16 protein-coding genes are annotated in these 15496 nt (G+C 67.8%); 11 read left to right on the forward strand and 5 right to left on the reverse strand.

Annotated elements, in window-relative coordinates; translation table 11 throughout:
- Positions 1 to 82: 82 nt before the first annotated feature.
- Positions 83 to 751, reverse strand: a complete 669-nt coding sequence (locus C441_RS03500; RefSeq protein WP_007273816.1) for an O-methyltransferase — start codon at positions 749 to 751, stop codon at positions 83 to 85.
- Positions 752 to 908: 157 nt separating this feature from the next.
- Here C441_RS03500 and C441_RS03505 point away from each other — a divergent pair, with 157 nt between their 5' ends.
- A complete protein-coding gene (locus tag C441_RS03505; RefSeq protein WP_007273817.1) occupies positions 909 to 2585 on the forward strand; it encodes an acyl-CoA mutase large subunit family protein in 1677 nt (558 codons plus the stop codon).
- A gap of 300 nt (positions 2586 to 2885) precedes the next feature.
- The gene (locus tag C441_RS20220) at positions 2886 to 3170 is read left to right on the forward strand and encodes a hypothetical protein (RefSeq protein WP_229722581.1); all 285 of its coding nucleotides are present in this window, start codon (positions 2886 to 2888) and stop codon (positions 3168 to 3170) included.
- Between the two features lie 149 nt (positions 3171 to 3319).
- On the opposite strand, the gene C441_RS03515 is transcribed toward C441_RS20220, so the two are convergent.
- Together C441_RS03515 and C441_RS03520 are read right to left on the reverse strand one after the other, a co-directional pair.
- The gene (locus C441_RS03515; protein ID WP_007273819.1) at positions 3320 to 3661 is read right to left on the reverse strand and encodes a hypothetical protein; all 342 of its coding nucleotides are present in this window, start codon (positions 3659 to 3661) and stop codon (positions 3320 to 3322) included.
- 7 nt (positions 3662 to 3668) lie between these two features.
- The gene (locus tag C441_RS03520) at positions 3669 to 4037 is read right to left on the reverse strand and encodes a YbjQ family protein (protein ID WP_007273820.1); all 369 of its coding nucleotides are present in this window, start codon (positions 4035 to 4037) and stop codon (positions 3669 to 3671) included.
- Positions 4038 to 4091: 54 nt separating this feature from the next.
- On the opposite strand from C441_RS03520, the gene mce reads away from it, so the two are divergent.
- The 9 genes from mce to C441_RS03565 all read left to right on the forward strand — a co-directional run bounded on the left by mce (position 4092) and on the right by C441_RS03565 (position 14233).
- A complete protein-coding gene (gene mce, locus C441_RS03525; protein WP_007273821.1) occupies positions 4092 to 4475 on the forward strand; it encodes a methylmalonyl-CoA epimerase in 384 nt (127 codons plus the stop codon).
- 3 nt (positions 4476 to 4478) lie between these two features.
- Positions 4479 to 6431: an o-succinylbenzoate--CoA ligase gene (menE, locus tag C441_RS03530; protein WP_007273822.1), complete on the forward strand. Its 1953-nt coding sequence runs from the start codon at positions 4479 to 4481 to the stop codon at positions 6429 to 6431.
- Positions 6432 to 6519: 88 nt separating this feature from the next.
- Positions 6520 to 8181, forward strand: a complete 1662-nt coding sequence (locus C441_RS03535; protein ID WP_007273823.1) for a long-chain fatty acid--CoA ligase — start codon at positions 6520 to 6522, stop codon at positions 8179 to 8181.
- A 93-nt stretch (positions 8182 to 8274) separates the two neighbouring features.
- On the forward strand, positions 8275 to 9426 hold the full coding sequence (locus C441_RS03540) for an acyl-CoA dehydrogenase family protein (protein ID WP_007273824.1): 1152 nt from the start codon (positions 8275 to 8277) through the stop codon (positions 9424 to 9426).
- Positions 9427 to 9531: 105 nt separating this feature from the next.
- Entirely contained in the window at positions 9532 to 10305 is a 774-nt protein-coding gene (proC, locus tag C441_RS03545; protein ID WP_083874867.1) for a pyrroline-5-carboxylate reductase, read from the forward strand.
- Positions 10298 to 11173 carry a glutamate 5-kinase gene (proB, locus tag C441_RS03550; RefSeq protein WP_007273826.1) on the forward strand — a complete coding sequence of 292 codons (876 nt, stop codon included), beginning with the start codon at positions 10298 to 10300 and terminating at the stop codon, positions 11171 to 11173. The genes proC and proB overlap by 8 nt, the downstream gene beginning before the upstream one ends.
- Positions 11166 to 12500 (forward strand): glutamate-5-semialdehyde dehydrogenase, encoded by a 1335-nt coding sequence (locus tag C441_RS03555; protein ID WP_007273827.1) that lies wholly within the window; start codon positions 11166 to 11168, stop codon positions 12498 to 12500. Before proB ends, C441_RS03555 begins: the two co-directional genes overlap by 8 nt.
- A gap of 108 nt (positions 12501 to 12608) precedes the next feature.
- Positions 12609 to 13271: an AIM24 family protein gene (locus C441_RS03560; RefSeq protein WP_007273828.1), complete on the forward strand. Its 663-nt coding sequence runs from the start codon at positions 12609 to 12611 to the stop codon at positions 13269 to 13271.
- Between the two features lie 158 nt (positions 13272 to 13429).
- Complete coding sequence (locus C441_RS03565; RefSeq protein WP_007273829.1) at positions 13430 to 14233, forward strand: N-acyl homoserine lactonase family protein; 804 nt, start codon at positions 13430 to 13432, stop codon at positions 14231 to 14233.
- 208 nt (positions 14234 to 14441) lie between these two features.
- Here C441_RS03565 and C441_RS03570 read toward each other — a convergent pair whose 3' ends face one another.
- Complete coding sequence (locus tag C441_RS03570; protein WP_004968143.1) at positions 14442 to 15023, reverse strand: DsrE/DsrF/DrsH-like family protein; 582 nt, start codon at positions 15021 to 15023, stop codon at positions 14442 to 14444.
- Positions 15020 to 15271, reverse strand: a complete 252-nt coding sequence (locus C441_RS03575; protein WP_049920402.1) for a sulfurtransferase TusA family protein — start codon at positions 15269 to 15271, stop codon at positions 15020 to 15022. Before C441_RS03575 ends, C441_RS03570 begins: the two co-directional genes overlap by 4 nt.
- Positions 15272 to 15496: the final 225 nt, after the last annotated feature.

The following is a 15496-nucleotide window of genomic DNA, read 5'->3' on the forward strand; positions in this document are numbered from 1 at the left end:
ACCCGAAGGGTCGGGGTGGGCGCTCAAAAGCGTGGCGAACGTCGGTGCGCGGCGGTCGGCGCGCGGCCCGGCGGTCGCGCGCTCACTCGACCCGCGTGCTGACCGCGAGGCCGCTTCCGACCGGGAGGACGATGGTCTCGTACCGCGGGTCGGCCCGCACCGCGTCGAGGAACGCCGCGATGCCGCGGGTGTCGGCGTCGGCCCCGTCGAGGGCCTCTGCCTGCCCTTCGCTCCAGTCGGTGAGCGCGCCGAAGTCGAGCGGGCCGCGCATCACGTTGTCGGCGACGACGACCCCGCCGTCGGCGACCCGGTCGGAGACGAGGTCGAACGCCTCGGCGTAGCGGTGTTTCTGGTGGTCCAACAACACGAGGTCGAACTCGCCGTCGACGCCCTCGAACAGGTCGAGCGCGTCGCCTTCGAGGAAGGTCGTCCGGTCGGCGAGGCCGGCGCGGTCGAGGAAGTCCCGCGCCATGTCGAGTTCGTGGGCGTCGTGTTCCGTCAGGTAGAGTTCGCCGTCGTCGGCCATCCCCTCGGCGAACCACGTCGCGGAGTAGCCGAAGCCGGAGCCGAACTCGAACAGCCGCGTCGCGTCCGCGAGATGCGCGAGGACGCGGAGCACGCCGCCCGCCTCGGGACCGATGATGGGAAAGCCGTGCTCGTCGGCGTAGGCGGCCATCTCGGCCTGCACCGCGTCGTGTTCGGGCGCGGTCGCCGCGAGGAACCGCCGCGTCTCGTCGGTCAGGATGTCCATGCCGGAGGGGCGCGCGCGAGGGACATAAAATCGGTCGCCGCGGCCGCGTTCGCGGGGACCGCCGTCACTCTCTCCGTCGTCGCGCACCGGCCGGCGACGCCGACCGCCGTTCGCCGACCCGCGTACGCTTAAGTAGAGACGAACCACATCTTCGACCATGTTTGATCCCGACGAGCTCGAAGAGATTCGGGAGGCGAAAGCCGAGTGGGAAGACGAGACGCTGGGGCCGACGCTCGACCGCTTCGGGGAGCGGAAAGCGGAGTTCACGACCGACACGGGCGGCAACGTCGTCGAGCGGCTCTACACCCCGGACGACGCCGACGTGGACTACGACGAGGACGTTGGCTTCCCGGGCGAGAAACCGTACACGCGCGGGGTCTATCCGACGATGCACCGCGGGCGGCTCTGGACGATGCGGCAGTACGCGGGCTTCGGGACGGCCGCCGAGACCAACGAGCGGTTCCGCTACCTCATCGACAACGGCTCGTCGGGGCTGTCGCTCGCGTTCGACCTGCCGACGCAGATGGGCTACGACTCCGACGCGATGATGGCCGCCGGCGAGGTCGGGAAGTCGGGCGTCGCCATCGACAGCCTCCACGACATGGAGACGGTGTTCGACGGCATCGACCTCGGCGAGGTCTCCACGTCGATGACCATCAACGCCCCGGCGGCCGTGTTGCTGGCGATGTACGTCGCCCTCGGCGACAAGCAGGGCGTCCCCCGCGAGGAGCTCCGCGGCACCATCCAGAACGACATCATGAAGGAGTACATCGCGCGGAACCTCTACATCTTCCCGCCGGAGCCGTCGATGCGACTCATCACGGACATCTTCGCGTTCTGCGCGGCGGAGACGCCGAAGTTCAACACCATCTCCATCTCCGGCTACCACATCCGCGAGGCCGGCTCGACCGCCGCCCAAGAGGTCGCGTTCACCCTCGGCAACGGCATCCAGTACGTCGAGGCCGCGGTCGAGGCGGGTCTCGACGTGGACGAGTTCGCCCCGCAACTGTCCTTCTTCTTCAACGCCCACAACAACATCCTCGAAGAGGTGGCGAAGTTCCGCGCCGCCCGGCGGATGTGGGCGAAAATCATGGAAGAGCGCTTCGGCGCGGAGAACCCGAAGTCGATGCAGTTGAAGTTCCACACCCAGACCGGCGGGTCGACGCTCACCGCCCAGCAGGTCGAGAACAACGTCGTCCGCGTCGCCTATCAGGCGCTGGCGGCCGTCCTCGGCGGCACGCAGTCGCTCCACACCAACGGGAAGGACGAGGCGCTGTCGCTCCCGACCGAGAAGTCGGTGCGGACGGCGCTCCGCACCCAGCAGATTCTCGCCCACGAGTCGGGCGCGGCCGACACCATCGACCCGCTGGCGGGCAGTTACTACGTCGAGGCGCTGACCGACGACATCGAAGACGAGGCGTTCGACCTGCTCGACGAGGTCGACGACCGCGGCGGGATGCTCGACGCCGTGAAAAACCAGTGGGTCCAGCGGGAGATTCAGGACGTGGCCTACGAGCGCCAACGCGAGATTGAGGAGGGCGAGCGCGTCATCGTCGGCGTCAACGAGTACCAGGTGGACGAGGAGCCGACCGTCGAGGTCCAAGAGGTCTCCGAGGAAGACGAGCGCAAGCAGGTCGACTCGCTCGACGCGCGGAAGGACGACCGCGACGACGAGGCCGTCGAGGCCGCGCTGGAGGACATCCGCGCCGCCGCGAACGGCGACGAGAACCTCCTCCCGCTCATCGTCACGGCGGTCAAGGCCTACGCGACGGTCGGCGAGATATGCGGCGTCCTCCGCGAGGAGTTCGGCGAGTACGAACCCGGCATGGCCTGAGCCGCCCCCGTCACTCCCGAACGACCAGCGCCGGCGGCCTCTCCGCCCCGTGCCAACGAGTCACTAGGTCTATACTTTCACCCGGCTAACCAGTTTTATTATCATCCCCCGATTGGGGCTAATCGAGGCTTATGATGCCGTTTATCGCGTTCTAAACCCGTCACACGCCCGGCCGCCGTCTGTCGGCGCGAGGTTCGCGCCACCAGTCGCTCGACGTTTCGAGCGGCGGCCGTCGCGTTGCGGGGCTCTTCGACCGGAGAGCCCCCGGTATCGCATCCGATTGTCCACCTCACCAGACGAATGTCACGAAGACGCTCCCGAGACAGTCGTACCGTCTCCGATTACCACCCCTCCCATCACCGTCCCGCGCCCTCGCTGGCGACGCAGGCCGTCCTGCTCGCCTCGATGGCCGCGGTGGTCGCGGTCGTCACCTACCCCGTGGCGTCGCTCGCGGTCGCCGTCACCGTCGCCGCCGTCGTCGCCGTCGCCCGCGTCATCGTCACCCGGGCCGACCGCTCGATGCTGACGGTCGACGTGCCCGGCGTCCCCGTCGAGGTCACGGTCGCCCGGACCGCCCGCGACTGAGGCCCGACCCGACGCCGCGAATCCACGCCGACCCCGCTCGCGCACCTCCGACACTCACACCCCGCGACCACTCGCCCCTCGCGTCCCGCTCTTGACGCGCCCTTCCGCGCTCCGTTGCGCTCCCTCCCGACTCGCTTCGCTCCGTCCCGTCACTCCCCGGATTCGACGAACCGACCCCGAAGCCACCGAGCGACCGCCACGACGAGCATCGCTTGGAGGTAGCCGAAGACGGCGAGCGCCGAGTAGAACACCGATGTCTCGCGGGCGCCGAACTCGTTGGCCGCGAGCGTGTCGAAGAAGAAGGCGGCCACGAGCGCGGGGTAGTCGACGACCCAAATCTCCTTCGGCAACACGTCGAAGAAGCCGACCGCCCACACGGCCGCGAGGACGGCGAAGACGGCGAGCGTGGTCCAGTCACTGGCGAGTCGAGCGAATTCGCGTGCGAACCGCCGCGGGTCGCGGGCGGCGCGCCGCCGGGTCGGCGTCGTCATCGTCGGCTCACGCCACGTCGGCGTTCGACTCGGACGCGGGTTCGGCGTCGGCGTCGGAGCCGCCGACGAGCGTGACGGCGGTCCCGTAGGCCAGAATCTCGGCCGCGCCCTGCGCCACCTCGGCGGTCACGTACCGGACGCCGACGACGGCGTCGGCACCCATCGCCTCCGCCTCGGCTATCATCCGTTCCGTCGCCTCGTCGCGCGCCTCGGCCATCAGCCCGGTGTAGGACTTGAGCTCGCCGCCGACGATGTTTCGGAGGCCCTGCGTGATGTCGCGGCCGACGTTTCGGGCGCGAATCGTGTTCCCGCGGACGGCGCCCAGCGTCTCCTCTATGTCGCGGCCGACGACCGTCTCCGTTGTCGTTACTATCATGACAGGAGTATCGAACCGTCTGGGTTTATCCGTTGCGCCCGACGAACTGGAGGCATGCACTTCGACCACGTCGGAATCGCCACGCCCGACGCCGCCGGACTGGCCGCGCTGTTCGCGGAGCTGTTCGACGCGCCCGTGGCCCACGAGGAGACGTTCGACGGCATGTCGGTCGTCTTCCTCGAACTCGAAAACGGCTACTTCGAACTGCTCGAACCCCACGAGGAGGGTGCCATCTCGAAGTTCCTCGACAAGCGCGGCGGCGGCATCCACCACGTCGCCGTCGAGACCGACGACATCGAGGGCGCGCTTCGGACCGCCGAGGCCGCCGGTGTCGACCGCATCGACGAGGAACCGCGCCCCGGCGCGTGGGGCCACGAGGTCGCCTTCTTACATCCGAAATCCACGGGCGGCGTCCTCGTCGAGTTCGTCTCGCACTGAGCGATGACGGGCTCTCCTGACGGCGCGGCCGACGACACGACCGCCACCGACGGCTCGGCCGAACGCGGCGACGCCCCCGCCGCGAGCGGTTCCGACTCCGACGCCGACGCCGGGTCCCGCGGGTTCGCCGGGCCGATGCGCGACTGGCTCTCCCACCGAGTCGCCGCGACGCCCGACCGCCGGGCGCTCATCCACGCCGCGACCGGCGACTCGTGGACCTTCCGCGAACTCGACGCGCTCGTCGACGAAACCGCCGGCCAGCTCGCCGCCCTCGGCGTCGAGTCCGGCGACCACCTCGGCGTCGTTCTCGACCCCGGCGTCGACTACGTCCGACTCATCCACGCCGCGACGCGCCTCGGGGCCGTGCTCGTCCCCCTCGGCGACCGACTCACCGCCGACGAAATCGCTCGGAACCTCGAACTCGCGGACGTGACCACGCTCGTCTGCGGCGAGTCCACCGAGTCGACGGCGGTCGAGGCCACGGCCGACGTGCCCGTCGTCTCCGTGGACGACCCGCGGTGGGAGGGCGTCATCAACCTCTCGTCTATCGCGCCGAAGCGGGTCGAACCGGCGGGCTGGTCCCTCTCGGAGACGATGCTCCTGCTTTTCACCTCGGGGACGACCGGGACGCCGAAGGCGGTGAAACTCACCATGGGCAACCTGCTCGCGAACGCCGTCGCCGGGGCGTTCCGACTCGGCGTCTCTCCCGACGACCGGTGGCTCGTCACGCTCTCGTTGCACCACATGGGCGGCATCGGCCCGATTCTCCGCGGGCCGCTGTACGGGACGACGGTCGTCCTCCGCGAGGGGTTCGACGCCGGCGGCGCGGCCGACGACATCGGCAAGTACGACGTGACGGGCGTCTCGCTCGTGCCGACGATGCTCAAGCGGATGCTCGACAGCCGGGGGACGCTCTCGGACTCGCTCCGCGTGGTGCTCCTCGGCGGCGCGCCCGCCCCCGACGAGCTCGTCGAGCGCTGTCGGAACTACTCGGTGCCGGTCCACCCGACCTACGGCATGACCGAGACGGCGTCGCAGGTCGCCACCGCGACCCCGCGGGAGGCGTTCGCCGACGTGGGGACCGTCGGGCGGCCGCTCTACTTCACCGACCTCCGGGTCGTCGACGAGGACGGCACCCCCGTCGAACCCGGCACGCCGGGCGAACTCGTCGTCTCGGGACCGACCGTCTCGCCCGGCTACTACCGGAACCCCGAGGCCACCGCCGACGCCTTCGCCGACGCCGGCCTCCGGACCGGCGACATCGGCTACCGCGACGACGACGGCCTCCTGTACGTCCTGAACCGGAAGGACGACCGCATCATCACCGGCGGCGAGAACGTCGACCCCGGCGAGGTCGCGGCGGTCCTGCGAGACCACCCCGACGTTGACGACGCCGCCGTGCTCGGCGTCCCCGACGCCGAGTGGGGCGAGCGCGTCGCCGCCCTCGTCGTTCCCGCGGACCCGGAGAACCCGCCGGACGACGAGGACCTCGACGACTTCTGCCGCGAGCGACTCGCCGGGTTCAAATGCCCGCGACAGGTCGCGACCGCGGACGAACTCCCGCGGACCGTCTCGGGGACCGTCGACCGCGAGGCGGTCCGCGAGCGACTGGTCGCGGCCAAGCCCGTCGCGGAGGCCGAACCGGCGCGCGCGGCCGATTACGACGACGCCGGCGAAGTCGAGACCGAACCCGACGAGGCGACGTCCGCCACCGACATCGACGGGGACGCCATCGACGACGCCGAGGACGACGCGGTCGTCGCAGACGCCGACCGCGACGAAGCCGATGAGGACGAAGCCGGCGACGGTGAGGCGAGCGCCGACGGAGACGAACACAGCGACGCCGAGCGGGCGGAGGGCGACGCCGGGAGCGCAGAGAGTGACACCGACGACGGCGACGGCACCAACGACACCGACGGCACCGGCGAACTCGCTCTCGACCGCGACGAGGAGTGAACGCGCCCGCGGGTGACGCGGAATCCACAGCCCGCGCCCCGCCGAGTCGCTTCCAAACAATCATTATGTTTTACCACAAGAGGATAGTATGGTAGGTGCTACTAACCAGACGCTTCGGCCGTTCCTGTGGCGCGCGGGCAAGCTCTATCCGGACCGCGAAATCGTCTCTCGGACCGCCGAAGGGCTGGAACGTTACACGTACGCGGAGTACGAGGGACGCGTGGCACGGCTCGCGGGGGCGCTTTCGGACGCCGGCATCGGGGACGGCGACCGGGTGGCGACGTTCTGCTGGAACCACAACCGACACTTCGAGACGTACTTCGGCGTGCCCTCGATGGGCGCGCAGTTGCACACCATCAACCCGCTTCTGCCCGACCACCACATCCAGTACATCGTCGAGAACGCGGAAGACCGCATCATCTTCGTGGACCCGTCGCTCGCGCCGAAACTCGCCGGCGCGGTCGACGAGGAGGCCTTCGCCTCGGTCGAGCAGTTCGTCGTGATGGCTTCCGAAGTACCGGACGACGTGGGGCTTTCTCCGGTGACGGACTACGAGTCGTTCGTCGCCGACTTCCCCGACGACTACGACTGGCCGGACCTCCCGGAGGACCAGCCGGCGGGGATGTGCTACACCTCGGGGACGACCGGCGAGCCGAAGGGCGTCGAGTACTCCCAGCAGATGCTGTGGGCGCACACGATGGCGACGCTCCCCGAGTCCGGCCTCGACATCGGCGCGAAGGACGTCATCATGCCGGTGGTGCCGATGTTCCACGTCAACGCGTGGGGTCTGCCGTTTTCGACGACCGCGGCGGGCGCGAAACACGTCTACCCCGGCCCGTCGCCGACGCCCGAGGACCTCGCGAAACTCATCGAAGAGGAGGGCGTGACGATGACCGCGGGCGTGCCGACGGTGTGGCTCGGCCTGCTCGACTACCTCGACGAGCACGACGCGGACGTCTCGTCGCTCGAACGCATCATCATCGGCGGGTCGGCCGCGCCCAAGTCGGTCATCCGCCGGTTCGACGAGGAGTACGACGTGGACGTGCTCCACGCGTGGGGGATGACGGAGATGTCGCCGGTCGGCACCGTCGCCCACCTCAAGCCGGGGATGGAGGACCTCTCCGCCGAAGAGCAGTACGAAAAGCGCGCCAAGCAGGGCCTGCTCGCGCCGGGGCTCGAGATGCGCGTCGTCGACGACGACGGGAACGAGGTCCCGTGGAACGGCGAGGAGTTCGGTGAGTTGTGGGTCCGCGGCCCGTGGGTGACGACCGAGTACTTCGAGCGCCCCGACGCGAACGAGGAGGACTACGAGGGCAACTGGCTGAAGACCGGCGACGTGGTCACGGTGGACGAAGACGGCTACGTCCAAATCGTCGACCGGGCGAAAGACGTCATCAAGTCCGGCGGGGAGTGGATTTCGTCGCTCGAACTCGAAAACAGCATCATGGCCCACGACGACGTGGCCGAGGCGACCGTCATCGGCGTCCCCCACGAGCGCTGGCAGGAGCGCCCCGTGGCGTTTATCGTCCCGAAGAGCGGCGCCGACCAGGACGCGCTGAAGGCCGAACTCGTCGCGCTCGTCGAAGACGAGTTCCCGAAGTGGTGGGCCCCCGACGAAGTCGTGTTCATCGACGAGGTGCCGAAGACCGCGACCGGCAAGTTCGACAAGAAGGTGCTCCGCGACCAGTACGACGACTCGTCGCTCATCGAGGGGAAGACGCCCGACGCGGAGGCACCGTCGGACGAGTGAGCGGCGGGGCGGACGGATGTTTTAACGAAAAACGAGTTTGAAGTTTAGACTGGTTCCATACACTATTTTTACTGTACAATTCTATGGCGTGGTATGGAACTTCTCGACGACACCATCGTGCCCGAACACGCCCGTGACCTCAAACAGGAGGCGCGGGAGTTCGCCGAGGCGCACATCGACCCGGTCGCGGCGGACTACTACGAGTCCGGCGAGTACCCCCACGAGGTGCTCCAAGCGGGGATGGACGCGGGGCTCGTCGCACAGGACATCTCCGAGGAGTACGGCGGGAAGGGCTTCGACCTCCAGCAGATGCTCGCCATCTCCGAGGAGTTCTACCGCGCCGACGCCGGCATCGCGCTGACGCTCCAGCTCGCCTCGTTCGGCTGTGAGATTATGGAGGACTACGGGAGCGAGGCACAGAAGGAGCGGTGGCTCCGCCCGGTCGCCGAAAACGAGCAGATTTCGGGGCTCGCGGTCTCCGAGCCGCAGACCGGCTCCGACATGGCCGGCATGGAGACGACCGCCGAGAAGACCGAAAACGGCTACGTCCTCAACGGCGAGAAGTACTGGGTCGGCAACGCCGTCGAGGCCGACTGGCTGACGGTGTACGCCAAGACCGCCGACACCGACGACCGCTACTCGAACTACTCGATGTTCGTCGTGCCGACGGACACGCCCGGCTACGAGGCCGAGCACATCCCCGAGAAGATGGGCATGCGCGCGTCGAAGCAGGGACACATCGTCTTCGACGACTGCGAGGTGCCCGAGGAGAACCTCATCGGCACCGAGGGCGGCGGCTTCTACATGCTCGCGGACTTCTTCAACCACGGCCGGGTCGTCGTCGGCGGCCACAGCCTCGGTCTCGCGGCCGCCGCCATCGAGGAGGCGTGGGAGTTCGTTCACGACCGGCGGGCGTTCGGGCGCACCGTCTCGGAGTTCCAGGCGGTCCAGCACATCCTCGCCGACATGCGAATGGAGTTCGAGGCGGCGCGCGCGCTCAACTGGCGCGCCGCCGAGAAGGTCGCAAACGGCGAGGACGCCGGCTTCTGGGCGGCCGCGGCCAAGACGAAATCGACCGAGACGGCGGTCGACGTGGCCGAACGCGGCATGCAACTCCACGGCGGCCGGTCGGTCCTCAACGAGTACAAGATTTCCCGGGTCTACCGCGACGTGCGCATCCCGGTCATCTACGAGGGCGCAAACGAGATTCAGCGCAACCTCATCTACCGGCAGGGCGCGCTGTAAGGCGGTCCCGCCACGGCCCCCGGAACTGACAACTCGTTTTTAGGTTTGGCATGGCTTGACCGGAACGCAGTTACTATCTGAGCGTCGTACCTTGAGTCAGCACCAATGGTACGAACGAGCGTTATCGGCTGTGGAAACATGGGGAGCGCCCTCCTCACCGGGCTTTGGAAGGCGGGTGGCCACTCGGTCATCGCCTGCGACCTCGACCCCGACGCCCTCGCCGCGGTCGCCGACTACTGCGAAGAGACGACGGACGACGTGTCGCGCGCCGCCGAGGCCGACGTGGTGTTCGTCGCGGTCAAGCCCGACATCGTCGGGGCCGTCCTCTCGGAACTCGACCTGTCTCCCGACCAGACTCTCGTCACGATAGCCGCGGGCGTCCCGACCGCGTTCGTCGAGGCGCACACCGACGCCCGCGTCGTTCGCATCATGCCGAACCTCGCCGCCGAGACCCGCGACATGGCCGCGGCGGCGACCGGCGACCTGACCGACGAGGTCCGCGAACTCCTCTCGGACGTGGGCGAGTTCGTCGAGGTCGAAGAATCGCAGATGGACATCGCGACCGCGGTCAACGGCAGTGGGCCGGCCTTCGTCTTCTATCTCATCGAGGCCGTCACGCAGGCCGGCATCGCGGGCGGACTCTCCGAGGAAGACGCCGAGACTCTCGCCGCCCAGACGTTCAAGGGCGCGGCCGAGACCGTCGTCCAGGACGACCGCACCGCCGACGAACTCATCGACGCGGTCTGCTCGCCGAACGGGACGACCATCGAGGGGATGGAGGTCCTCTGGGACAGCGCCGCCGACGAGGCCGTCACCGAGGCGGTCGTCGCCGCCGAGCGCCGGTCGAAGGAGCTCGCGGAGGACTTCGCCGATGAGTGAGGTGAGCGAGACGACGGAGACCTCCGAGGTCGCCGAGCCCGACCCCGACGCGGTCGCCGCCGCCCGCGAGACCGCCGCCGAGGCGGACCGCGTCATCGTCAAGGCCGGCACCAACTCGCTGACCGACGACGACTCCAACCTCGACGACGACAAGCTCGACAAACTGGTCGACGACATCGAGTCGCTCCTCTCGCGCGGCAAGGAGGTGCTTCTCGTCTCCTCGGGCGCGGTCGGAGCCGGCATCGGCCGACTCGACCACCCCACGGCGGACCGCGACACCCTCGAAGCGTCGCAGGCGCTGTCGACGGTCGGCCAGAGCCTGCTCATGCACCGCTACACGGAGAGCTTCGAGCGCTACGACCGGAAGGTCGCCCAGATACTCATCACCCAGCACGACCTGGAGAACCCCGAGCGCTTCACCAACTTCCGGAACACGGTCGAGACGCTTCTGGAGTGGGGCGTCGTGCCCATCATCAACGAGAACGACGCGGTCGCCACCGAGGAGCTCCAAATCGGCGACAACGACATGATCTCGTCGAACATCGCGGTCGGCATCGGCGTCGACCTGCTCGTGACGCTCACCGACGTGGGCGGCGTCTACACCGGAAACCCGAAGGAGGACCCCGACGCCGAGCCCATCGAGGTCGTCGGCGACAACTACAGCGACGTCGAGGACGTCGTCACCGCGAGTTCGACCGGCGGCTTCGGCGGCATCCAGACGAAGGTCCGCGGCGCGCGCGACGCCGCCGAGTACGGCATCCCCGCCGTCATCGCGCAGTCGACCGAACCCGACGTGTTGGCGAAGATAGCCGAGCGCGAATCGGTGGGAACAATGTTCCTCCCGCTCGATGGTGAACTCGATGACTGAGCGAGACACGACCGCGCAGGTCGAACGGGCACAGTCGGCGGCGCTCCGCCTCGCCAACGTCGACGCGGCCGACCGCGACGCCGCGCTCGGAGCCATCGCGGACGCCATCCGCGACAACAGCGAGGCGATTCTCGCGGCCAACCGCGAGGACGTCGGGGAGGCCGAGGCGATGCTCGCGGAGGGCGAGTACACGCAGGCGCTCGTCGACCGCCTCAAACTCGACGAGGCGAAGCTCGACGACATCGCCGGGATGGTCGAGTCCGTCGCCGAACAGGACGACCCGCTCGGCGAGACGCTGGAAGCGAGAGAGCTGGACGCAGACCTCGAACTGTACAAGCTGTCTGTCCCCATCGGCGTCGTCGCGACCATCTTCGAGTCGCGGCCCGACGCGCTCGTCCAAATCGCCGCGCTGGCGCTGAAGTCCGGCAACGCCGTCATCCTCAAGGGCGGGAGCGAGGCGAGCGAGTCGAACCGCGTGCTGTACGAGACGATTCTGTCCGCCACCGAAGAGCTCCCCGACGGCTGGGCGACGCTCATCGAGGCCCACGAGGAGGTCGACCGCCTGCTCGAACTCGACGACATGGTCGACCTCGTGATGCCCCGCGGCTCCTCGGAGTTCGTCAGCTACATCCAGGACAACACCCAGATTCCCGTGCTCGGCCACACCGAGGGCATCTGTCACGTCTACGTCGACGAGGCGGCCGACCTCGACATGGCCGAAGACATCGCCCTCGACGCGAAGGTGCAGTACCCCGCGGTCTGTAACGCCGTCGAGACGCTCTTGGTCGACGAGGCGGTCGCCGCCGACTTCCTGCCCGCGGTCGTCGCACGCTACCGCGACGAGGGCGTCGTCCTCCGCGGCGACGAGGCGACCCGCGAGCACGTCGATGTCGACCCCGCGACCGACGACGACTGGGACACCGAGTACGGCGACCTCGAACTCTCCGTCAAGGTCGTCTCGGACCTGTACGACGCGGTCGACCACATCAACGCCCACGGCTCGAAACACACCGAGTCCATCGTCACCGACGACGCCGAGCGCGCGGAGACGTTCATGACCGGCGTCGACGCCGCCAGCGTCTTCCACAACGCCTCGACCCGATTCGCCGACGGCTACCGCTACGGCCTCGGCGCCGAGGTGGGCATCTCGACCGGCAAGATTCACGCCCGCGGCCCGGTCGGTCTCGAAGGGCTGACGACCTACAAGTACTACCTCGAAGGCGACGGCCAGTTGGTCGCCACCTACGCCGGCGAGGACGCCGTCCCCTTCACCCACGAGGCGCTCGACGCCGAGTGGAGCCCCGGGCATCGAAGCCGACAGGGCTGAGCTGAGCGACCCCGGCGGTTCGGGTCCGGCTTTTCGCGGCAAACAGAACTATATCCCTGACAGTCGCCTCTCCGGTAGAGTCGTCTCCGCTACGACTCGGTGACTCCAATGGATATCGACGAATTCGTCAGCGCGCACGCACCGTCCGAAGGCGGCGACTCCTTCGAACTCGAAAACTCGAAACTCCTCGACGTGGCCCTCGACGGGGAGGTCATGGCGAAAGCCGGGTCGATGGTCGGCTACACCGGCGACATCTCCTTCGAGCGCAAGTCCGCCGGCGGGCTGACGGGGATGCTCAAGAAGAAAGCCACGGGCGAGGGCGACGTCATGATGCAGGCGACCGGCACCGGCCACCTCTACCTCGCGGACCAGGGCAAGGAAGTCCAGATTCTCGAACTCGACGCGGGCGAGGAACTGAGCGTCAACGGCAACGACGTGCTCGCGTTCGAATCGAGCGTGAACTGGGACATCAAGATGCTGACGAGCATCGCCGGCACCTCCTCGGGCGGCCTGTTCAACGTCTTCCTCGAAGGCCCCGGCCACGTCGCCATCACGACCCACGGCGAGCCTATCGTCCTCCAGACGCCGGCGAAGACCGACCCCAACGCGACCGTCGCCTGGAGCGGCAACGTCTCGCCGTCGTCGAACCGCGACATCAACATCAAGGGCCTGCTCGGCCGCTCGTCGGGCGAGTCCTACCAGCTCGAATTCGCCGGCGACGACGGCTTCGTCATCGTCCAGCCGTTCGAGGAAGTCGGCCCCGGCGAGTAGTCGACCGGCCCGGAACCGCCCTCGTCTCGCTTTCACTTTCCGACCGTTCGTCCCGCAACCCGACACAAAGCGGGCCGAAACGACGCGAATCTCTAGTGCTCGACGGAGATATATTGTCTGCCTGAACGGTTATGCCCGCTCCGTCCTAATCCGGGTGTATGGGTGACATCAGCGTCCACCTGGTCGACCGCGGCCGCGTCCACGCGGACACCGGCTACGTCCTCGACGGCTACTCCATGGGGAGCGCGTCGAACCCGAACCCCGACCACGAGATGACCGAGTTCGTCGTCTGGAACGCCGTCGTCGACGGCCCCGACCGAACGGTGCTGTGGGACACCGGCTCGAACCCGGCGGCCGGCGACGGCTACTGGCCCGAACCGCTGTACGAGGCGTTTTCGCACGTCGACGCCGCGGAACACACGCTCGAAGACGACCTCGACGCGGTCGGCTACGACCTCGACGACATCGACGCGGTGGTGATGAGCCACCTGCACCTCGACCACGCCGGCGGCCTCGCCGAGTTCGCGGGAACGGACGTCCCGATATACGTCCACGAGGAGGAACTGAAGTTCGCGTACTACTCGGCGAAGACGACCGAGGGCTCCATCGCGTACCTCGCGTCGGACTTCGACCGCGACCTGAACTGGCACGTCGTCCACGGCGACGAACACACGCTGTTCGACGGCTTCCGGCTCATTCACCTGCCGGGTCACACGCCCGGCGTGCTGGGCGCGCACATCGAGACGCCCGACGGCGACGTGCTCGTCGCGGGCGACGAGTGCTACGTCGAAGGCAACTACGCCGACGAGGTGCCGCTCGGCCCCGGCCTGCTCTGGAGCGAGCGCGACTGGTTCGAGAGCCTCCAGACGGTGAAGGAGCTCGAACGCCGGACCGGCGGCGACGTGCTGTTCGGCCACGACCTCGACCGCTTTTCGTCGTTCGGCGACGGCTGGAACGTCTGAATCGAACGACGGCGCGCTCGTCGGCCTCGGATTTTCTGGACTCACGCGCCGAGCGGGCGACAGCGACCGCACTCGTCGCGTCCGAAGAAAGTGAAAAGGGGAACCGCAGGGGTGGTGGCGGGTGAGGTGGGGTTGGGTGGAGTGGTGTGGCTGGTGTTGGGGTGGGGAAGTAGGGGGATTGGATTACTGGTGGAGACGACGACCCGGCCTAAATCATGAGTTGCACGTCGGCGTCGGCCATGTGCTGGAGGGCCGTCGCCGCGCCGACGCCGGTGGTGACGCCGTCGTAGAACTCGGCTTCGTCGTAGCCCATCAGTTCGATGGTCATCTGGCAGGCCTGGAGGTCGACGCCCATGTCGAGGGAGGTCTCGATGAGTTCCTCGATGGTCGCCGTCCCGTTTTCCTTGATCTTCTTTTCCATCATGCTCGTGGCGACGTTGTCCATGAAGGGCAGTGCGGCGACGGCGTTCGGCATCGGCATGCTCGGGTTGCCGACCGCGCTGAGCTTCAGGTTCTTCGACTTCTCCTCGTGGAGGATGTCGAGTCCCCAGAACGTGTGGAAGACCACGACGTCCCAGCCGAAGGCGGCCGCCGTGCTGGCGAGGATGAGCGGCGGGTACGCCATGTCGAGGGTGCCTTTGGTCGCGATGATGGTCATCGACTTCTGTCCGTCGTCGTCGGTCGCCTCCCGGAGGTCGGAGACCTCCTCCTGCAGGGCTTGGACCTGCGCACGGAGGTCTTCGACGGAGTCGGCTCCCGCGTCGACGGGCGCGTCGGCGTCCGAGCTCATTCCTTCTGGATGAAGTGGCGGAAGACCGCGTCGCCGTCTTCCTCGGCCTCTTCCTGTTCGAGCATGGCGACGCCGTCGGTGGCGTCGGCCCAGCCCTTCAGGTCGCTCATACTGCCGGAGTCGGTCGCGACGACCTGCAGAATCTCGCCGGATTCGAGCTCGTCGACCGCGCCGCGGGTCTTGACGACGGGCATCGGGCAGGACAGTCCTTTCACGTCGAGGGTCTCGGTGGGTTCGTATGTACTCATTTTCGAAGTCACCTGTGTTGGGTGTATTCCACAATATAAGGGTGCTTCGTAAAAGTGTGTCGGTTCTTGGGGAGACACCACAATACCTTATCGAACGGGCTGAAGGGCGTCAAATCGGCACTTAACGGGTTAGAGAGCCATTGTGTGCTCGCGTAGGTGCGAAATCGCACTAGTTTCGGTCGATGTCTACGGAGAGAATATTGCATAAAATCCAAACTACCATCC

This window comes from Haloferax sulfurifontis ATCC BAA-897 (assembly GCF_000337835.1).
GTDB classification, from domain to species: Archaea; Halobacteriota; Halobacteria; order Halobacteriales; family Haloferacaceae; genus Haloferax; species Haloferax denitrificans.